Source organism: Streptomyces vulcanius, assembly GCF_042653945.1.
GTDB classification, from domain to species: Bacteria; Actinomycetota; Actinomycetes; order Streptomycetales; family Streptomycetaceae; genus Streptomyces; species Streptomyces mangrovi.
The window spans coordinates 113747-133323 of record NZ_JBHSFK010000032.1; the positions used below are offsets into that span (position 1 = coordinate 113747).

General features: G+C 69.7%; 13 protein-coding genes and 4 pseudogenes. 10 read left to right on the forward strand and 7 right to left on the reverse strand.

Annotated elements, in window-relative coordinates; genetic code table 11:
* Window positions 1-23 precede the first annotated feature (23 nt).
* From ACFPIH_RS38320 to ACFPIH_RS38330, 3 genes and pseudogenes are all read right to left on the reverse strand, one after another.
* Window positions 24-929, reverse strand: coding sequence for a universal stress protein (locus ACFPIH_RS38320; RefSeq protein ID WP_381184080.1), 906 nt, complete (start codon window positions 927-929; stop codon window positions 24-26).
* A gap of 740 nt (window positions 930-1669) precedes the next feature.
* Window positions 1670-1850, reverse strand: a pseudogene (locus ACFPIH_RS38325) (pyruvate formate-lyase-activating protein); the annotation flags it as partial.
* Window positions 1830-2018 (reverse strand): annotated as a pseudogene (locus ACFPIH_RS38330) (pyruvate formate lyase family protein); the annotation flags it as partial. The pseudogenes ACFPIH_RS38330 and ACFPIH_RS38325, both read right to left, overlap by 21 nt.
* A gap of 211 nt (window positions 2019-2229) precedes the next feature.
* Between ACFPIH_RS38330 and ACFPIH_RS38335 the strand changes: the two are divergent.
* From ACFPIH_RS38335 to ACFPIH_RS38345, 3 genes are all read left to right on the forward strand, one after another.
* Window positions 2230-2694: a Crp/Fnr family transcriptional regulator gene (locus ACFPIH_RS38335; RefSeq protein ID WP_381184077.1), complete on the forward strand. Its 465-nt coding sequence runs from the start codon at window positions 2230-2232 to the stop codon at window positions 2692-2694.
* A 36-nt stretch (window positions 2695-2730) separates the two neighbouring features.
* Entirely contained in the window at window positions 2731-3390 is a 660-nt protein-coding gene (locus tag ACFPIH_RS38340; RefSeq protein WP_381184075.1) for a CBS domain-containing protein, read from the forward strand.
* Window positions 3391-3484: 94 nt separating this feature from the next.
* Window positions 3485-4186, forward strand: a complete 702-nt coding sequence (locus tag ACFPIH_RS38345) for a response regulator (RefSeq protein WP_381184072.1) — start codon at window positions 3485-3487, stop codon at window positions 4184-4186.
* Between the two features lie 238 nt (window positions 4187-4424).
* Here the strand turns inward: ACFPIH_RS38345 and ACFPIH_RS38350 are convergent, their stop codons facing one another.
* The 4 genes and pseudogenes from ACFPIH_RS38350 to ACFPIH_RS38365 all read right to left on the reverse strand — a co-directional run.
* Window positions 4425-6008, reverse strand: a complete 1584-nt coding sequence (locus ACFPIH_RS38350; protein WP_381184069.1) for an alpha/beta hydrolase — start codon at window positions 6006-6008, stop codon at window positions 4425-4427.
* Entirely contained in the window at window positions 6005-7234 is a 1230-nt protein-coding gene (locus tag ACFPIH_RS38355) for a serine hydrolase domain-containing protein (protein WP_381184066.1), read from the reverse strand. Before ACFPIH_RS38355 ends, ACFPIH_RS38350 begins: the two co-directional genes overlap by 4 nt.
* A gap of 407 nt (window positions 7235-7641) precedes the next feature.
* Window positions 7642-7830: pseudogene (locus tag ACFPIH_RS38360) on the reverse strand (integrase core domain-containing protein); the annotation flags it as partial.
* Window positions 7831-7927: 97 nt separating this feature from the next.
* Window positions 7928-8173: pseudogene (locus ACFPIH_RS38365) on the reverse strand (transposase); the annotation flags it as partial.
* A gap of 244 nt (window positions 8174-8417) precedes the next feature.
* Here ACFPIH_RS38365 and ACFPIH_RS38370 point away from each other — a divergent pair.
* The 7 genes from ACFPIH_RS38370 (at window position 8418) to ACFPIH_RS38400 (ending at window position 19328) form a co-directional block, all read left to right on the forward strand.
* Window positions 8418-9569 (forward strand): LacI family DNA-binding transcriptional regulator, encoded by a 1152-nt coding sequence (locus ACFPIH_RS38370; RefSeq protein ID WP_381184064.1) that lies wholly within the window; start codon window positions 8418-8420, stop codon window positions 9567-9569.
* Window positions 9570-9935: 366 nt separating this feature from the next.
* Entirely contained in the window at window positions 9936-11333 is a 1398-nt protein-coding gene (locus tag ACFPIH_RS38375; RefSeq protein WP_381184063.1) for an ABC transporter substrate-binding protein, read from the forward strand.
* Between the two features lie 75 nt (window positions 11334-11408).
* Window positions 11409-12353 carry a carbohydrate ABC transporter permease gene (locus ACFPIH_RS38380; protein ID WP_381184061.1) on the forward strand — a complete coding sequence of 315 codons (945 nt, stop codon included), beginning with the start codon at window positions 11409-11411 and terminating at the stop codon, window positions 12351-12353.
* Entirely contained in the window at window positions 12350-13282 is a 933-nt protein-coding gene (locus tag ACFPIH_RS38385; RefSeq protein ID WP_381184058.1) for a carbohydrate ABC transporter permease, read from the forward strand. The genes ACFPIH_RS38380 and ACFPIH_RS38385 overlap by 4 nt, the downstream gene beginning before the upstream one ends.
* Window positions 13283-13330: 48 nt before the next feature.
* A complete protein-coding gene (locus ACFPIH_RS38390) occupies window positions 13331-15502 on the forward strand; it encodes a beta-galactosidase (RefSeq protein WP_381184055.1) in 2172 nt (723 codons plus the stop codon).
* Between the two features lie 21 nt (window positions 15503-15523).
* Window positions 15524-17329 carry an RICIN domain-containing protein gene (locus tag ACFPIH_RS38395; protein WP_381184052.1) on the forward strand — a complete coding sequence of 602 codons (1806 nt, stop codon included), beginning with the start codon at window positions 15524-15526 and terminating at the stop codon, window positions 17327-17329.
* 193 nt (window positions 17330-17522) lie between these two features.
* Window positions 17523-19328, forward strand: coding sequence for an RICIN domain-containing protein (locus ACFPIH_RS38400; protein ID WP_381184050.1), 1806 nt, complete (start codon window positions 17523-17525; stop codon window positions 19326-19328).
* Window positions 19329-19577 lie beyond the last annotated feature (249 nt).

A 19577-nucleotide genomic window follows, 5' to 3' on the forward strand; every position in this document is an offset into this window, starting at 1 on the left:
CGGAAGGGGTGATCGGGGGTGGGTCAGCTGTGGGGGACGACGGCGACGGGAGCGGTGGAGTGGTGCAGGACGGCCTGCGTGACGTGTCCGATGTGGGCGCCGAACGGGCTGCGCCGGATGCGCCGGCCCACGACCACGAGGGAGGACTCGCGGGAGGCTTCCACGACGTGGACGGCGGCGCTGCCGTAGCGGGACACCTCGACGACCTCGACGTCCGGGTACTTCTGCCGCCAGGGCCGCAGCGCCTCGGCCAGCGCCTCGGCGTCGTTGAGGGCCAGCGCCTCGTGCAGGGCGGGGTTGGCGGGCGCGCCGTACGCGTAATAGGGCGGCGGGTTCCAGCCGTGGACGACCCGCAGGGACGTTTCGCGGAGCAGGGCGGCGGCGAAGGCGAACTCGATCAGCGTCTCGTCCGGGTGCTCGACGTCGAGTCCGAGGACCACGGGCAGGAACGGGGTCGCGGCGGAGGGGATGCCCACCGGGTCCGGCTCGTGCTCGTCGGCGGCCACTTCCATCGCGCGGACCAGCACGACGGGGCGGTCCGCGTGCGCGACGGCGGACAGGCCCACGGAGCCGACCATGAACCCGCCGATCCCGCTGAGACCGCGCGAGCCCAGGACGAGCAGCTCGGCGCTCTTCGCGGTCTCGGCAAGGGCGTCACCCGGGTGTCCGGAGAGCTGCTCGCTGATCACCTCGACGCCGGGGTGGCGCAGGCTGATGCCCTCGGCGGCTTCGCGCGGTATGCGCTCGGTCCAGTGCTGCTGGGTCTCGGTTCCCAGGAGAGGCGCCTGAGCCATCGGCTCCGGGACCGGCTCCCAGACATGGACGATCTTCAATGGCAGGTCGCGCAGTTGCGCTTCGCGAGCCGCCCATTCTGCGGCGGCGCGGCTCTCGCGCGAGCCGTCGAGACCTACGGTGATGGTGCGGAGCATGATCTCCACCTCCTGGGGCGAGGGATCCGATTCCAGAGTCGTCTTCGAGGGGTTCCTCGTGCAGGGGCCACTGGTCCCGAATCGGGGCCGACCGACCCCCTGCACGGCTCGGCGCGGTGGGCCGGTTGCCGGGCCCATCGCGCCGTGGGTACTCAGCGAGGTGCTTTCGGAGCTCCGGTGCGGGTGCTCGTGCACGGCCATGGTCATGGTCATGATTCCCTTCGAGGGGTTCGGGTCGTACCTGACGTCGCTTACTCTCGCCCGCGGACCGGGATGGCAGCGGATGCCGAAGGTCCGCGCCCACGGGGCCGAACGGCCCTGCCTTCAGGGGCCGTTGGACTCGGTACGGCACCGCGGACCGCAGACCGTCCGCCGTGGTTCCGGGGCAGCCGACCTTGGCCGCCCGCCGCAGGTCATGGCCTACGCGGGCGTGGCCGACTGCCACCGGTCGCGGGCCTGCGGGCCTGCGGGCCTGCGGGCCTGCGGGCCTGCGGGCCTGCGGGCCTGCGGGCCTGCGGGCCTGCGGGCGATCCTTCCGGGGCTTGCCCTGTACCCCCTGTTCGGCTTCTCACGGCTGTTGTCGGTCGACCGGGACGATTCCGAGCCGCTCGTCCACCGCCACGACTCGCCACTGTCCTTCGCCGACGCGGAGGACTTCCGGCGTCCGCGCCCTGGCCGCCGTCGACGAACCGGGACAGAGCTTCCCGACGTCGCCGACGGCCGTGGCCGCGTACCGCAGGTGGCAGTACGTCGACGCGCTCGGCCGTGCCGAGCCCCGCGACGAATCCGGCCAGGGCGTCCAAAGGACCTCGGATCGTCGGTCCAGCCGGGGACCAGTACATAGCGGATCCGTATCGGAACGCCGAGGCGGTCGAGGCGGGTCGCGAAACCGAGGGTGGGGGCCGGCAGCTCGCCCTCGGTCCGGAAGTCGACGGCCGGCCCGGTCGCGTCCCGGAAGGCCTTCACCCGGGCGTGCTCGACCGCGGACAGGCTGTCCGCCGCGACGGACAGTCCCGCGATGCCGCAGGCCATGAAGCGGTGGACGGGGTGGTCGTGCAGCGCCATCTCGATGCGCTCGTAGGCGTACTTGTGGTCCGGGAGGTCCGTGCAGCCCCAACGCGTCGTGGACGCAGGCGAAATGGCGGGCGAGGCCTGATCGCATGTCCCTCCGCGGCACGCCGGAATCGACCGGTCGGTGCCGAATGGCCCGATCACTGGACCGTATGGCCCATGGAACTCGTCAAGGAACGGGCAGACGCTGGCCTTGGAAGTTCTCGTAGCCACGCAAGGGAGGCATGTCATGTACGCCACCTCCACACCCAGCATGCTGCGCTCACTGTCCGCCGCACACCGCGAGCGGCTCATGCGCCTCGCCCGGGAGGTTTCCATCCCCCAGGGAACGCGTCTGTTCGACGAGGGCGGACGCGCCGACCGCTTCTGGATCATCCGCACCGGCAGGGTCGATCTCGACATGCACGTGCCGGGCCGTCGGGCGGCCGTCGTCGAGAGCCTCTGCCACAACGAGCTGGTCGGCTGGTCCTGGCTGTTCCCCCCGCACGCCTGGCAGATGGGCGCCGAGGCGATGACACCGTTGCGGGCCTACGAGTTCGACGCCACGGCCGTCCGGTCCATGTGCCAGGACGACCCGGCCCTGGGCAACGACGTCAGCCAGTGGGTGGGCCAGGTCCTCGCCCACCGTCTGCGCTCGGCCAGGACCCGCCTCCTCGACCTGTACGCCCCCTACGGCGCCGGCAGCCTCATCTGACCCGGCCGGCCACGAACGGTTACCGAAGGAGTGGCCATGCACGGCACCCCGCACATCGTCAGCGATGTCATGACCCACACGGTCGCCGCGGTCGGTCGCAGGGCGGCCTTCAAGGAGATCGTGCAGCTGATGCAGGACTGGAAGGTCAGCGCCCTGCCCGTCATCGAGGGCGAGGGCCGGGTCGTCGGCGTCGTCTCCGAGGCGGATCTCCTGCCCAAGGAGGAGTTCCGCGACAGCGACCCCGACCGGTACACCCAGCTGCGCCGCCTGCCCGACCTGGCGAAGGCCGGCGCGGTCACCGCGGAGGAACTCATGACCTCCCCCGCCCTCACCGTCCGCCCGGACGCCACACTCGCCCAGGCCGCCCGCACCATGGCACGGGCGAAGGTCAAGCGACTCCCCGTGGTCGACGCCGTGGGCCTGCTCGAAGGCATCGTCAGCCGCGCCGACCTGCTGAAGGTCTTCCTCCGCACCGACGAGGAGATCGCCGAGGAGGTACGGCGCGAGGTCGTGTCCTGCCTGTTCCCCGCGCCGGTCTCCAGCGTGGGCGTGGACGTGCACGACGGCGTCGTGAAGCTCACCGGCCGGGTCCGGGACACCTCGCTGGTGCCGGTGGCGGCCCGGCTGGTCCGCGCCGTCGAGGGCGTCGTGGACGTGGACTTCGACCTCACACGGCTGCTGCCCGTGCCGGAGTAGGGCCGGTCGGCCCTGGTGCATCCGGCCCCGGCGCGTGATGATCGGAATCACGGACGGGTCGCAGTCTGTCCTCCTGCGGGGAACGAGGGGTCACATGCCACAGCCACGCACCTTCACCGAACAGAACCCGATCCGGGTGTTCCTGCTGGACGACCACGAGGTCGTCCGCCGCGGCCTGGCCGACCTGCTCGACACCGAGCCGGACATCACGGTGATCGGCGACGCGGGCACGGTCGACCACGCGCTCGCGCGCGGCCCCGCGCTGCGCCCCGACGTCGCCGTCCTCGACGTACGGCTGCCGGACGGCGACGGCATCTCGGTCTGCCGCGAGCTGCGCAGCCAGATGCCTGAGCTGGCCTGTCTGATGCTGACCTCGTTCGACGACGAGGAGGCCCTGCTCGACGCGATCATGGCCGGCGCCTCCGGCTATGTCCTCAAGCAGATCAAGGGATCCGACCTGGTCTCGGCCGTCCGCACGGTGGCCTCGGGCCAGTCGATGCTCGACCCCGCGACCACGGCCCGCCTGATGCGCTCGCTGCGGGCCGACCCTGTGGAGACTCCCGCCGTGCCGTCCGAGCTGGCGAGCCTGTCCCCGCGTGAGCGGGACATCCTGGCGCTGATCGGCGACGGGCTGACCAACCGGGAGATCGGCAAGAAGCTCTACCTGTCCGAGAAGACCGTCAAGAACCACATCTCCCGCCTTCTGGCCAAGCTGGGCGTCCAGCGCCGGGTCCAGGCCGCCGTCCTCGCCTCCCACCTGGAGCAGCCGGAGGCGGCCGAACACCGCGCCAAGTGACGAGGACGGGCCCATCGGGACCACCTGATGGACCGGACGGTCCCTGGAGACGTCGGTCTCCGCTGCCGTGACAGCCCCGTCGATCCACAACACGCAGCCCTGGCGCTTCCGGCTCGACGCGGACACGGCCACGCGGCAGATCCGCGCGGCCACGGACCGTGGGCCGCGGCACACCGACCCGGTCGGCCGCGCCCTCCACCTCTCGGTCGGGTGTGGCTGGTGTCGACAACGGTCGTGATCAGTACAGCCGGCGCCGATCGCAGCTCAAGTCCCGCTCGGGAAGCCGCCCCGTGGCGAAGTAGGCGTTGACGGTCCCGTCCACGCACGCGCTGCCGACATAGCCGTACACCCCGTGCTGATCCGCACCCCGCAGGGTGACGAGACGGGAGCTGGGCCACCTGCGGTGCAGGGCCAGGGCGTTGTCGTAGGTGTCACGCGGGTCGCCGGTGGCGTTGACGAGCAGTGCCGGGAAGTCGTCCGCGACGGTGGTGGGACGCTCACGCGGCGGGGCCCAGAAGGCGCAGGGGGTGATGTTGTGCGTGGCGGGGCCGAACAGCGGGTCCAGGGTGCGGGAACGCTGGACGTCGCGCCAGTAGACCTCCGGGTCGCGCGAGTCGGGCACATCACCGCACAGGATCGCCGTCTGCGCGCTGCCGTAGGGCGACGCGGCGCTGGTGAGCACGAACTTCAGTACCTCCGTGAAGGCCGGTGACGGGGTGACCCGGCCTCCCTCGGCGGCCCGGCGCATCTCACGTACGGCCTGTGCGAGGTTCCCGAAGTCCGTGTCGTTGTCCAGGGAGAGGCCGGCCATGAGGAGGGGCGGCACGATGTGTTCGTCCAGCCGGAACTCGCCCAGCTTCAGCGGTCGGCGTGCCGCTGCGGCCTGGACGCGGTCCACGACGGCCAGCACTGTGCCCCGCGTGCGTCCCAGCCCGTAGGTGGCGTCCCGGGCGGCGGCCCAGGAGGCCCAGTGCTCCAGCGCCCGGCGGTTGGCCGTTTCGGCGCCGCGCAGCAGCCGCGGAGAGTAACGCGAGGCGTCCATCGCGCCGTCGATGACCATGCGGTCGGTGCGGCCGGGGAACATCGTGACGTAGACCTGGCCGAGGTAACTGCCGTAGGAGTAGCCCAGGAAGGAGATCCGCCGCTCGCCGAGCGCGGCCCTGATGACGTCCATGTCGCGGGCTGTGTCACGGGTGGTGACGTACGGCAGCACATCGGCCGCGTGCTGCCGGCAGAGGGTGGCAAGGTTCCGGGCGAAGGCGGTCATGCGGTCGAATCCGGCACGGTCGACACCGGCGCTGCGGAAGTAGCTGCCCGTCGGCCAGTGGCAGTCCAGCGGCGTACTGCGGCCCACAAAGCGGGGGTCCACCCCGATGATGTCGTAGCGAGCGCCGACGTCCTTCATGGTCCGACGGATCCAGGGCGCATCGCCGAGAGTCTCGCCGCCGGGGCCGCCGCTGTTGAGGAGAAGGGCGCCGACGCGGTGGGCGGTGTCGGTGGCCCGGATCCGGGAGATGGCCACCGTGATGGTACGGCCGCCTGGGGCTGCGTAGTCCAGCGGCACGGTGACGTCGGCGCACTGGGCGCCCGCCTGCTGCAGTTCGTTGCCAAGGGCGTCCTGCGGGCCGAGCACACAGCTCTTCCAGCTCAGGCGCTGTCGGTGGAAGGGAGCGAGGGGGTTGGGGGTGTCTCGGGCGGCGGTGGCTGCGGCAGCCCTGGTGGCCGTATGTGTCGCTGTGGCTGCCACATCCGTCGCGGTCGGCAAGGTCAGGCCGAGCGCGGCCACCAGAGCCGGGACGGCCGTCCTGGGAACACGGATCAAGGGTGGGTCCTCCTGGTAAGCGGGCGAGTGCAGAACGCGCTCTGGACGACGTCGAGAAAGGCCTGGTCGGCCTCGAGCGTGGCTGGCACCTCGGTGAGCACGACGGCCACCGCGCGCCCGCCGGGTCCGACGGCTGTGAACGCGCGGTGGCCACCCGGCACGGTCCCGGCGTGGCCCCACCACCGGCCTCCGCAGCGAAGCGGGGTGGAGACGAGACCGAGCCCGTAGCGGGCACCAGGCCAGAGGCGGTCGGGATCGGCGGTCACCGTCTGCCGCATCGCCGCGAGCTGGGCCGGGGGCAGCAGACGGCCGCCCACCAGCGCCGTGGCGAAGCGTCCCAGGTCGGCAAGGGTGGACACGAGCGCACCGCCCACCCCGGCGAAGGTCGTGTTCCACTCCGTGCCGTCGCTGCGGCGACCGTAGTCGGTGAAGTAACTGCGCGAGTGCGGGCCTTGAATGCGGGTGCGGTCACCCGGCCAGTAGGTGTCCTGCAGCCCGAGCGGGCGCAGAACGCGGCGGGTGATCTCCGCTTCCGGGGTATGACCGGTGACCGCCCTGATGATCATCCCGGCGATGATGTAGTTGGTGGTGGCGTAGTGCCAGGCCGCGTCCGGCGGCGGCAGCTCGAGAGCCCGGGCGACGAGCTGGTCCGACTCGAAATGGCGGTAGCGCTGCCGTTCCGGGTACTGCCACTCCGGGGCTTCCAGGTAGTCGGGCAGACCGCTGGTGTGCTGCAGGAGCTGCCGCACGGTGATGCGACGGCCCTCATAGCTGCCCGTCCGGATCAGTCCCGGCAGGTATCGGTCGACCGGGGCGTCCAGCGACAGGCGGCGCTCGGCCGCGAGCTGGAGCACGACGGTCGCGGTGAACGTCTTGGTGACGCTTCCGGCGCGGAACCGGTCAGTGATGTTCATGGGGCGGCCGGTGCCCAGATCGGCCGTACCGGCCGACGCGGACCAGCGCCCGCAGTCCCTCTCCGAGCCGTCCCGGCCTTTCCCGGTCACCACCCGCTCCTCGGTGACCAGGACGGCAGCCCCGGCGATCCGGTGCTCCCCCACCAGCTCGCGCAGCTCGCTGCGCAGCCCCTCACCGGCTGCGCAAAGCGGCTCGCTCCCCGAGGCGAGAGGCAGCGGACGCGCGCCGGACACCGAGGCCGCGGCCAGTACCAGCACCGCGGACACGAGCACGGCCCCCATACGTGTCACCACAAACGGCAGGGGTGTCATGTCCAGCCACGTTAGGCACCGACCCCGACCGCACAGTCAGGCTGCCTGGTGTGTCGTCACGGCATCAGCCTCCCGGGCGTACGCGGCAAAGCGGCGGCGCGGTCGGTGTAGTCAGGTCTCACCGACTGTGCGGACCCCTCGCAGCGTGTGCGCAGCCGCGCTCCTTGGACGAAGAACCGGCTCGCTGCTCAGCGCGCCGACGTTTGCGGGCGCGGGCCTGCACACTCAGTCGGGTGCGGAGAGGCCCGGGCTGGAGACGTCCCCCTCACCGGTATCTGGCACGCAGCCAGGATTTCAGGGACGCTCGGTTGAGTGGGCCGCAACAGGCTTCCCCGCGCCGCCAGGCCTGCTTGGAATGGGGAACACCTGAGCTTGTTCCGCTTTGACGGACACCATCGGTGTGGTGGTCAGGCTGCGAGTGCGGTCTCGTAGTCGGCGGGACTGCGGTAGCCGAGACTGCTGTGCAGTCGGTGCAAGTTGTACCAGCCCTCGATGAAGTCGAAGATCGCGGTGCGGGCGGCGGCCCGGCTGTGCCAGGGTCTCGTGTCGAGCAACTCCCTTTTGATGGTGGCGAAGAACGACTCGGCGAGCGCGTTGTGACCGTCTCGCTTCTCCGCCTCGATGAACGGGTGCACCGTCACCGGGTCTCCCTCGCGAAGAAAGCCGTCTTAGATTCAACCGGTCAAGGCAACACTCTCGGCGCAACGCGGCCAGCTCCTCGCGTTCACTGCTGGTCAGGCCATCGCGTTCGCCCGCGTCGACCTCGGCCTGGCTGACCCACAGCCGCACCGCGGTCTCGGTCAGGTCGAAGTCCTTGGCGATCTGACCGACCGAGCGGTCACCGCGCCGGCACAGCTCGACTATCTCGGCCTTGAACTCCAGCGTGAACGAACGGCGAGGCCGAGGCTTCTTCTTCCCCATGCTCTCCATGACGGACATCCTTCCGGGGCAGAACCCCTGATCTCGGATGTCCGTCAAAGCGGATCAAGCCCAGAGCCTCCCGACGGACACATCGCACGGACCGGGCCACGCGTCATGCCCGAACTCGGTGTTACGGATGCGTTCCGAACTCTTGACGACGGCCTTATGACTGCGTAGACATGACACCGCAGACATGACTGCGTAGCCAGTCAGGGGCGACTCTGACATCATCGGGCTCTGCATCCGGCCATCGGGAGACACCATGACGCGAGGGACAGCACGGAGCGGCAGTACCCCGGCTCCGCGCAGCGTGGACGTGGCCCGCCTGGCCGGGGTCTCCCAGAAGACGGTGTCGAGAGTCTTCAACGACGAGCAGTACGTCTCCGCCGAGGTCCGCCGACGCGTCCTCGAAGCCGCCGAAGAGCTCGGCTACCGGCGCAACAACGCCGCCCGGGCACTGGCCTCCGGACGCACCCGCTCCATCGGAGTGGTGACCCTGGGCACGGCCCTGTACGGCCCCGCCTCACTGCTCATGGGTGTCGAGCGGGTCGTCCGGGACACGGGCTACGCGCTGCGCGTGGTCAACACGATGGAAGGCGACCCGGCGGGCGTGGCCGGTGCCGTGGACTCGCTCCTCGATCAGGGCGTGGACGGCATCGTCATCTCCGAACCGATCGACGAGGACGGTACCGAAGGAGCCGGCGGAGACACTCCCCTCCGCATCGACGTTCCGGTCCTCGTCCTCGGCGCGCCACCGCCTGTCACCGCACCCATGGTGCTGACCGCCGGGGGCGGCGCCGACCTGATGGCCCACACCGCCACCGAGCACCTGCTGGACCTCGGCCATCGGACGGTCCACCACCTGGCCGGTCCACAGCGGTGGTACGCCGCACGGGACCGCCTCGAAGGATGGCGGGCGACGCTGACCGCCCACGGCAGGGCCGTACCGCCGGCCGTCGAGGGCGACTGGTCGGCCGCGTCCGGATACCGGGCGGGGCGCGAACTTGCCGAAGACAGTGACGTCACCGCGGTGTTCGCCGCCAACGACGACATGGCGATCGGCCTGATCCGCGCCCTGACCGAGGCCGGACGACGGGTGCCGGAGGACGTCAGCGTGGTCGGCTTCGACGACATTCCGGTCGCCGCCTATGTGAGTCCTCCTCTGACCACGGTGCGGCAGCCGTTCGACGCCGTTGCGCAGGAGGGACTCAAGCGTCTGGTGCATGCCATCGAGAACCCGGGCGCAGATGCTTTACCGACGAGCAACCCACCGGTCGACCTCATCATCCGCGCCTCGACCGCGCCACCGCCGAGCCGGACGACCCCAGCTCATGGCCGGCGTACCGCCTCCCGTTCCCTCGGGGATCCGGACCATCCGCCGCTCCCGAACGGAGGTCCGTCCTCCCGCCACTGAACAACACCGGTCAGCCCGGACCGCAGGGCCTCAAGGCCGGCGCGTGACCCCAGGGACGAGCCACTTGTTCCGGTCACGTGCCGCCCCTCCAGGCGCCCCACCATGCGATCGACGCAGGGGCGCCCCTGAACCCAGCAGACGCTGAGCCACGTCTCCACACTGTCTCTGCCTCTGCTCCACCCCCTTCCTCCTCGGCCGCGACAGCCACCTCCGCACACGGAACGCTCGCCGGCCGGGTCCCTGAGGACACGCACCCGACCCCATCGGCGTTCGAGCCCCGGTCGGTGCGTCCGCGCCTCTCCTCCACCACGCCTGCGCACGCCCTTGCGGGCGTGCCGTCATCTTCGCCACCGGCGGGAGTTCACCATGCTCAGAAGCACGTCCGCAGCAATGTCCGGCCCCTCCCCGATGAGCCGTCGGCTGTTCCTCACCACCACGGGCGCCGTGTCGCTCGGCGTCACCCTCGCCGCATGCGGCGGCAGTGACTCCGGCGGCTCGTCCGCGTCCGCCAAGCAGGTCAGCCAGGCCGACATCGACAAGGCGATGAAGACGCCGACCGAGCTGACGTTCTGGACGTGGGTCCCGAACATCGACAAGGAGGTCGCGCTCTTCGAGGCGAAGTACCCGGCCGTCAAGGTCAAGGTCGTCAACGCCGGCCAGGGCACGCCCCAGTACACCAAGCTGCGCACGGCGCTGAAGGCCGGCAGCGGCGCCCCGGACATGGTGCAGATCGAATTCCAGGCCATCCCCACCTTCACGATCACCAACAGCCTGCTCGACCTGCGTCCTTACGGCGCCTCCGCGCTCAAGGACAAGTTCGTCGACTGGACTTGGCAGCAGGTCAGCGGTAGCAAGGGCGAGGTGTGGGCGATCCCCCAGGACACCGGACCGCTCGGCATGCTGTACCGCAAGGACATCTTCGACAAGCACGGCATCCAGGTCCCCACGACCTGGGACGAGTTCGCCGCCGCGGCCCGCAAGCTGCACAAGGCCGACCCCGACGTCTACCTGACCAACCTCGCGTCCAGCCAGGTCGCCGCCTGGCACGGTCTGCTGTGGCAGGCGGGCGCCAAGCCGTACGTGATGTCCGGCAAGAGCGACATCACCATCGGCGTCGACGACGCCGTCTCCAGGAAGCTCGGCGCGTACTGGGGCGGCCTGGCCCAGGAAGGGGTTGTCAGCACCGACCCCGACTTCACCGACGGCTGGTACGCCGGGTTCAACAAGGGCAAGTACGCCACCTGGATCACCGCCGCCTGGGGACCGGCCTTCCTCTCCGGCTCCGCCAAGGCCACCGCCGGCAAGTGGCGAGCCGCCCCCCTCCCGCAGTGGGACGCGTCGAAGCCGAGCTCGGGCAACTGGGGCGGTTCGACCACCGCGGTCATCCGCTCGACCAAGAACCCCATCGCGGCGGCGATGTTCGCGCAGTTCCTCAACAGCGACCCGGCCAGCGCGAAGATGTTCGCCACCGAGCAGTTCTTCTTCCCCGCCACCAAGGCCCTCCTCGCGGACCCCACGTTCACCGGCGACGCGCCCGCCTTCTACGGCGGCCAGAAGGTCAACCAGGTCTTCGCCGACATCAGCTCCACCGTCAACTCCTCCTTCCAGTGGCCCCCGTTCCTCGACCAGGCGGCGACCGACTGGACCGAGACCGTCGGCAAGTCCCTCGCCGACAGGACCGACACCGTCCGCGCCCTCGGCAGCTGGCAGACGCGGCTCACCACGTACGCCAAGAACCAGGGCTTCACCGTCAAGACAACGTGACGGCCCGGGTCCCGTGCGGCGGCGCGGGACCCTCCCCACTCACCGGCACCAGTCCCCCCCTCTCAGAAAGGCCCGATGATGACTGCCACGACCGCGGCCTCCCCCAAAGGCAGGCGACGAGACGGGCCGACACGTCTGCGGCCCGGTGGCGCGCGTCGTCACCGGGCGGCGGGACCGCTGTTCGTCGCACCGTTCATGGTGCTGTTCCTTCTGCTCTTCCTCGCTCCCCTCGGCTACGCCGCCTATCTCAGCCTGTTCCAGGAGCGCCTGATCGGCGGCACGGCGTTCGTCGGCCTCGACAACTACCTACAGGCGCTCAAGGATCCGCTCCTCATCCATGGCATCGGACGCGTCGCCCTGTTCTTCGTGATCCAGGTCCCCGTGATGCTGGTACTGGCCCTGGTGTTCGCACTCGCGCTCGACAGCGGCCTCCTGCGGCTCGCCCGGGTGATCCGGCTGGGCATCTTCGTCCCGTACGCCGTGCCCAGCGTGGTCGCCGCGCTCATGTGGGGCTACCTGTACGGCCCCGACTTCGGCCCGTTCGCCCAGCTCAGCCGGAAGCTGGACCTGCCGGTCCCGCACTTCCTCAGCGACGGCTGGATGCTCGGCAGCCTGGCGAACATCGTGACCTGGGAGTTCGTCGGCTACAACATGATCATCCTGTATGCCGCGCTGCGCACCATCCCCGCCGAGCTGTACGAGGCGGCCGCCATGGACGGGGCCGGTGCCTGGCGCGTCGCCTGGTCCATCAAGCTCCCCGCGCTCCGGCCGGCGCTGATGCTCACCCTGCTGTTCTCCGTGATCGGCAGCTTCCAGCTGTTCAACGAACCGAAGCTGTTGATGAGCATCGCCCCGGACGTGATCAGCAGTTCCTACACCGCCAACCTCTACTCCTACACTCTCGCCTTCACCGGCCAGCAGCTCAACTACGCGGCCACGGTGTCCTTCCTCCTCGGCCTCGTCATCGTGATCGTCTCCTATGCCGTCCTGCTCACCGCGAACCGCCGGAGGACACCGTGACGACCGCGATCCCGACAGCGAAGGCCGCCACCGTGACGGATCCGCCTCCCGCCGCACCGGCTCGGCGACGGTCCGCCGGCCACCGCCGCAGTACCCCACTGACCATCGCCATGCTGGCCGTCCTGGCGTACTTCCTGCTGCCCCTGTTCTGGCTGCTGGTCGCCTCGACCAAGAGCACCCAGGACCTCTTCAACAGCTTCGGCCTGTGGTTCTCGCACGCCCCGCAGCTGCTGACGAACGTCAAAAAGACCTTCACCCAGGACGACGGCGTCTTCGTGCACTGGCTGCTCAACACGGTCATGTACGCCGGCGTGAGCGCCCTCGGCGCCGCGCTGCTGGCGGCCGCCGGCGGGTACGGGTTCGCCAAGTTCCGCTTCCGCGGCGACCGGTTCGGCTTCAACCTCGTGCTCGGCGCCGTCATGGTCCCGGCCACCGCCCTGGCGATCCCGACCTATCTGCTCTTCGCGAAGGCCGGCCTGGTCAACACCCCCTGGGCGATCATCCTGCCCTCCCTCGTCAACCCCTTCGGCCTCTACCTGATGCGCGTCTACGCCGAGGACGCCATCCCGGACAGCCTCCTGGAGGCCGCCCGCATCGACGGGGCGGGAGAGGCCCGGATCTTCTTCCGGATCGCGCTGCGGCTGCTCGCGCCGGGCCTGGTGACGGTCCTGCTGTTCACGCTGGTGGCGACCTGGAACAACTACTTCCTGCCGCTGATCATGCTCAACGACCCGAATCTGTACCCCGTCACGGTCGGCCTCTCCTCCTGGGCCGCGCAGGCACAGAACGGGGGAGCCGGCGCCAGCAGCGACATGCTCGCGCTCGTCGTCACCGGCTCTCTCATCTCGATCCTTCCCCTGGTCGTGGCCTTCCTCCTGCTGCAGCGCTACTGGCAGAGCGGCCTCGCCGCCGGCGGCGTCAAGCAGTAGGGCACGCAGCCCTCGCACCACTCCCTGTCTTCTTCGGAGGTTCCCCTCATGGCGGTTCTGCCTGCCCGCGTCCTGTTCGGCGCCGCGTACTACCACGAGTACCAGCCTTATGAACGGCCGGACGAACGCCTCAAGACCGACCTCGACCTGATGGCCGACGCCCATGTCACGGTCATCCGGGTCGGCGAGTCGGTGTGGTCGACCTGGGAACCGGAGAACGGCCGCTTCGACCTCGACTGGCTCCAGCCGGTCCTCGACGGCGCCCACGAGCGCGGCATCTGCGTCGTCCTCGGCACACCGACCTACGCGGTACCGCCGTGGCTGGCCCGCCAGTACCCGGAGATCACCGGTGAGCGGCGCACCGGTGAGCGCATCGGCTGGGGCGCCCGCCAGGAGGTCGACTTCACCCACCCCGCCTTCCGGTTCCACGCCGAGCGGGTCATCCGCAAGATCGTCGCCCGCTACGCCGACCACCCGGCCGTCATCGGCTTCCAGGTCGACAACGAGCCGGGCCTGGAGCTCTTCCACAACCACGGCGTCTTCCAGCGCTTCACCGACCACCTGCGCGCCAAGTACGGCGACGTCGAGACCCTCAACCGCGAATGGGGCCTGGTCTACTGGTCGCACCGGCTGTCCACCTGGGCCGATCTGTGGACTCCGGACGGCAACGCACAGCCGCAGTACGACGTCGCCTGGCGGGCGTTCCAGGCCGACCAGTGCACCGAGTTCATCGGCTGGCAGGCCGACATCGTCCGCGAGTACGCCCACCCCGAGCAGTTCGTCACCACCTGTATCTCCTACAAGCGGCCGGCGGTGGAGGACGACGAGCTGACCGACCGCCTCGACATCGCCTCCGGCAACCCTTACTACGGCATGCAGGACGATCTGCTGCTGCCCGACCCCACGCCCGACGACCACGAGCAGATCTGGAAGACGACCGGTGTCTGGGCGCTGTACCAGACCGCCGACTGGATGTTCTCCTCCCGCCAGGAGCCGTTCCTCGTCACCGAGACCAACGCGGGTTCCATCGGCATGCCGTGGGACAACCGCCCCGCGTACGACGGACAGTGGCGCCAGGCCGCCTGGGCTCTCGTCGGCCGTGGGGCCCGCATGATCGAGTACTGGCACTGGCACACCCTGCACTTCGGCGCGGAGACCTACTGGGGCGGCATCCTGCCCCACACCGGACAGCCCGGTCGCACCTACGCCGAACTCGCCCGCTTGGGCGCGGAGTTCGACGCCGCCGGCCCGCTGGTGGCCGGGCTCGAACCGGACGCCGACATCACGATGGTCTACTCGACGCCGAGCAAGTGGCTCATGAAGAAGTACCCGCCGCTCTCGACCCCTGACGGCGAGCCCGCCCCGGAGGCCTACCACCGCATCTTCGACCCCTTCTACCGGGGCGCGTTCGACGCCGGCCGCCAGGTGCGCATCGTCCACGCCCGCCAGCTGCACGACCCCCGCGGCGAACGGGAGGGCCTGCCCCCGGAGGAGGCCGCCCGCCGTCACCCCGTCCTCGTCGTCCCGGGGCTGTACATCGCCGCCGACTCGACGCTCGACTGGTTCGCGGCCTACGCCCACGCCGGCGGTCACCTGGTTCTCGGCCCGCGCACCGGCTACGCCGACCACGAGGCGAGGGCCCGGCACGAGCCGGCTCCCGGACGGCTGGTCGAGGCCGCGGGCGTCCATTACGACGAGTTCAGCAACCTCCTCCAGGCTGTCCCCCTCCGCACCGCGCCCGACAGCCCGCTGAAGCTCCCGCAGAACGCGACGGCGACCCAGTGGGCCGACGGCCTGACCGTCGGCGACGCCGACGTGCTTGCCGCCTACGATCACCCGCACTTCGGCCGCTGGCCCGCCATCACCACACGCAGCCACGGTGCCGGCCGCGTCACCACCGTCGGCACCGTCCCGGGCCGCGACCTCGCCCGGGCACTGGCCGCCTGGATGGCACCGGCCTCCCGCAACGCTTGGCGGGACCTCCCGGAATCCGTCACCGCCACGACCGGCACGTCACCCGACGGCCGCCGGGTCCACATCGTCCACAACTGGAGCTGGGAGCCGAAGAGCGTCCCCGCCCCGGTGGACCTCTCCGACGCCCTGGACAGCGCGTCCGTCCCCGCGGGCGCGGCGCTGGACCTCGGCCCGTGGGACGTGCGCGTTCTCGTCGCCACCGACGCCGACAGCGCGCCGGCTCCCGAAACAGCCGACCGATCCTGATCCATCCCCTGAGGAGGGGCCATGCACAGAAGAAGGCTTGGACGAGCCCTCACGACCTTCGCGGCGGCATCCGCGATCCTCGCGATACCCATGGTCACTGCGCAGGCATACGACCCGACGGGCGGAACCCTCTACCAGCTCGGCAGCGAGCCGTGCCTGAAGGGGCGGGGCAACTGCGCGATCTACCCCAAGTCGGCCCAGCTGCCGAGCGGACGTCTGGTCGCGTCGTTCGAGAAGTCCACGGTCGTGACGGCGTCGGGAAGCGCCGACGGACAGACCCTCCCGGTCTACAAGAGCGACGACGACGGCACGTCATGGCAGCCGCTGTCCGAGGTCAAGGCTCCGGCATACCTTTCCAAGGATCCCCGATACGCGAAGTACACGAGCAACTGGACCAACCCGTACCTCTACGTCCTTCCGGAGAAGGTCGGCAAGCTCAAGAAGGGCTCGCTGCTCCTGGCCAGTGTCGTCTCGGGGGACGACTACTACTACAAGGAGCACAAGGCGTCCGACCCGAACTGGACGCCGAACAACGACGGTGACCGCAAGGACATGGCGATCGCCCTGTACTCCAGCGATGACGAGGGCAAGACCTGGGAGGTCGTCAACGTCATCGCCACCGGCGGCTGGCAGGGCGGCAGCGCGGGCGCGGTCGGCCGGAACATCGCGAGCGCCAACACGAACAAGCAGGTGGATCCCCTCTGGGAGCCGTACCTGATGGTCTACAAGAACAAGCTCGTCTGCTTCTACTCCGACGAGAACGACTACACCGGCTTCGACCCGGTCACCGGCGTCCCGACCCTCGACCCCGCCAACGACACGGCCGCGGACTCGCACGGTCAGATCCTCGTCCACAAGACCTGGAACGGGAACAACAAGAACTGGAGCGCTCCCGTCGTCGACGTCGCCGGCTCGACCCAGGACATGGGCGGCGGCAAGACGGAGATCGGCGGCGGCCGGCCGGGCATGACGAACGTCGTCCGCACCACGGACGGAAGGTGGCTGCTCACCTTCGAGTACTGGGGCGGTGGCGCCAACACCAGGTACGTGCTCGCGGACGATCCCCTGAAGTTCTTCCGCGGCTCCCCCACGGGCATGGGTGTCACGTCGCTGCCGGTCATCGCCGGTTCCCGGCCTCTCGCGACCGGCGGCAGTCCGGTGATCATCCAGCTTCCCGACGGCCGTCTGGTCTACAACGCGGCAGGCAGCGGCGACGTCTGGGTCAACGACAGCGGACGCGGCGACGGCGTGTGGACGGAGTACCAGACCACCTCACCCGCCGGCTACAGCCGCAACCTCCAGTACGTCGACGGCACCGGCCGCATCGCCATACTCAACAACCAGGGCACCTCGACGATCGCCTACGCCGAGGTCGACCTCGGTCACTCGGCGGGCGCCTACTACCAGCTGGTCAACCGCAGGACCGGCCAGGTGATCGGTACGGGCAACAAGACCAACGATGCGAACCTCGGCAACGGGGACGTACCCGACGTCGCCCTCGAGGACGCCGGCGCGGCGGCGAACAGGGACACCCAGTACTGGCACATCGTGACCGAGCCGGACGGCGGTGTCACTCTGCTCAACAAGTCCGGCGGCAGGGCGGCGGCCATCTGGACCGGCAACGCGACGGCCGGCCAGAAGATCGGCCAGTGGGTCGACAACAGCAACACCGGCAGCTGGAACCTCGTCAAGACCAGCGACGGCTTCTACAAGCTCCAGTCCGTCAAGAACACCAGCCTGTACCTCACCGGCACGACCGCCGGAGCGCAGCTCACCCTGCAGACCGCACTCACCGACGGCTCCCAGGACTGGGAACTCGTCCAGTAGACAGTCGGGGCCCGGCCGCCGAGTCGCGCACATGGGACGTACACGTCCCCGTCTCCGCCCGCACCAGCGCCTGCCCCCCTCACTCACCGTCCGGCTGTGTGAGCAGGTTGCCGGGCGGACCCACAGAGCAGGTCATCTCGCCGGTGACCGAAGACCCCGGGCATCACCGTGGTCATCCTCAGAAGGAGGAGCTATGCAGAGAAAAGCCCTAGGAAAGGCGCTGGGAACCTTCGCTGCGGCGTCCGCGCTGCTGGCCGTACCCGCCTCCGGTGCGCAGGCGTACAACCCGAGCGGCGGAACCCTCTACCAGTTGGGCAGCGAGCCGTGTCTCAAGGGGCGGGGCAACTGCGCGATCTACCCCAAGTCGGCCCAGCTGCCGAGCGGACGTCTGGTCGCGTCGTTCGAGAAGTCCACGGTCGTGACGGCGTCGGGAAGCGCCGACGGACAGACCCTCCCGGTCTACAAGAGCGACGACGACGGCACGTCATGGCAGCCGCTGTCCGAGGTCAAGGCGCCCGCGTACATCTCCAGCGACCCGCAGTACGCGAAGTACACGAGCAACTGGACCAACCCGTACCTCTACGTCCTTCCCCAGGACGTCGGGAACCTGAAGCAGGGCACCCTGCTCCTCGCGACGGTCGTCTCGGGCGACGACTACTACTACAAGGAGCACAAGGCGGCCGACCCGAACTGGACGCCGAACAACGACGGTGACCGCAAGGACCTGGCGATCGCCCTGTACTCCAGCGATGACGACGGCGCGAGCTGGAAGATCGTCAACGTCGTCGCGTCAGGCGGCTGGCAGGGCGGCAGCGCCGGGGCGGTCGGCCAGAACATCGCGAACGCCAACACCAACCGGCAGGTGGATCCCCTCTGGGAGCCATATCTGATGGTCTACAAGGGCCAGTTGGTCTGCTACTACTCCGACGAGAACGACTACACCGGCTTCAACGCGACCACCGGCGTCCCGACCCTCGACCCCGCCAACGACACCGCCACGGACTCCCTCGGCCAGATCCTCGCGCACAAGACCTGGGACGGCCGCAGCGCGAACTGGAGCTCACCCGTCGTCGACATCGCCGGCCTGACCCAGGACATGGGCGGCGGCAAGACGGAGATCGGCGGCGGGCGGCCCGGCATGACGAACGTCGTCCGCACCACGGACGGCAAGTGGATGATCACCTACGAGTACTGGGGCGGCGGAGCCAACACCCGGTACCAGATCGCCAACGACCCGCTGAAGTTCTACACCGGCTCGGCCACCGGCACGGGGGTCAACTCACTGCCGGTCGACACCGGTTCGCACCCTCTGACGATGAACGGCAGCCCGGTCCTCATCAGGCTCCCCGGCGGCCGCCTGGTCTACAACGCGGCGGGTAGCGGCAACGTCTGGGTCAACGAGAGCGGACGCAGCGACGGTACGTGGAAGGAGTACCAGACGACCTCTCAGGGCGGCTACAGCCGCAACCTCCAGTACGTCGAGGGCACCGGCCGGGTCTCGATCCTCAACAACCAGGGGACGTCCACGCTGAAGTTCGCCGAGATCGATCTCGGTCACAGTGACGGCGCCTACTACCAGCTGGTCAACCGGAAGACGGACCAGGTGATCGGCACCGGGAACAAGACCAACGACGCCAACCTCGGCAACGGCGACGTCCCCGACGTCCGGCTGGAGGCCCCGGGATCGGCGGCCAACGCGGACACCCAGTTCTGGCACGTCGTGACCGAGCCGGGCGGCGGTACGACCCTGCTGAACAAGGCGGGCGGACGCGCGGCGGCCATCTGGACCGGCAACGCGACGGCCGGCCAGAAGATCGGCCAGTGGGTCGACAACAGCAACACCGGCAGCTGGAACCTCGTCAAGACCAGCGACGGCTTCTACAAGCTCCAGTCCGTCAAGAACACCAGCCTGTACCTCACCGGCACGACCGCCGGAGCGCAGCTCACCCTGCAGACCGCACTCACCGACGGCTCCCAGGACTGGGAACTCGTCCAGTAGGTCCCCTGTCCCACAGGACCTGGCACCCAGCAGTCGGGGCCCGGCGACGAGTCGGGTCCCGACGGGACCTCTACCGAAAGAAAGGTGGTTCGGCGGTGGATGCCGAACTCAAGGAACCCGCGCACTCCGACGCCTGCGTCGTCGGAGTCGATTACGGGACGTTGTCGGGGCGGGCGGTGGTGGTGCGTGTCGCCGATGGCGCCGAACTGGCCTCGGCGGAGCATTCCTACGCCCATGCGGTCCTGGACC

Excerpts from the sequence above, each read along its gene's own strand:
- ACFPIH_RS38335 (WP_381184077.1), top strand. The coding sequence starts at position 2,230 with ATGTACGCCACCTCCACACCCAGCATGCTGCGCTCACTGTCCGCCGCA.
- ACFPIH_RS38340 (WP_381184075.1), top strand. The coding sequence starts at position 2,731 with ATGCACGGCACCCCGCACATCGTCAGCGATGTCATGACCCACACGGTC.
- ACFPIH_RS38375 (WP_381184063.1), top strand. The coding sequence starts at position 9,936 with ATGCTCAGAAGCACGTCCGCAGCAATGTCCGGCCCCTCCCCGATGAGC.
- ACFPIH_RS38355 (WP_381184066.1), bottom strand. The coding sequence starts at position 7,234 with ATGACACCCCTGCCGTTTGTGGTGACACGTATGGGGGCCGTGCTCGTG.
- ACFPIH_RS38380 (WP_381184061.1), top strand. The coding sequence starts at position 11,409 with ATGATGACTGCCACGACCGCGGCCTCCCCCAAAGGCAGGCGACGAGAC.
- ACFPIH_RS38390 (WP_381184055.1), top strand. The coding sequence starts at position 13,331 with ATGGCGGTTCTGCCTGCCCGCGTCCTGTTCGGCGCCGCGTACTACCAC.
- ACFPIH_RS38345 (WP_381184072.1), top strand. The coding sequence starts at position 3,485 with ATGCCACAGCCACGCACCTTCACCGAACAGAACCCGATCCGGGTGTTC.
- ACFPIH_RS38320 (WP_381184080.1), bottom strand. The coding sequence starts at position 929 with ATGCTCCGCACCATCACCGTAGGTCTCGACGGCTCGCGCGAGAGCCGC.
- ACFPIH_RS38395 (WP_381184052.1), top strand. The coding sequence starts at position 15,524 with ATGCACAGAAGAAGGCTTGGACGAGCCCTCACGACCTTCGCGGCGGCA.
- ACFPIH_RS38400 (WP_381184050.1), top strand. The coding sequence starts at position 17,523 with ATGCAGAGAAAAGCCCTAGGAAAGGCGCTGGGAACCTTCGCTGCGGCG.
- ACFPIH_RS38370 (WP_381184064.1), top strand. The coding sequence starts at position 8,418 with ATGACGCGAGGGACAGCACGGAGCGGCAGTACCCCGGCTCCGCGCAGC.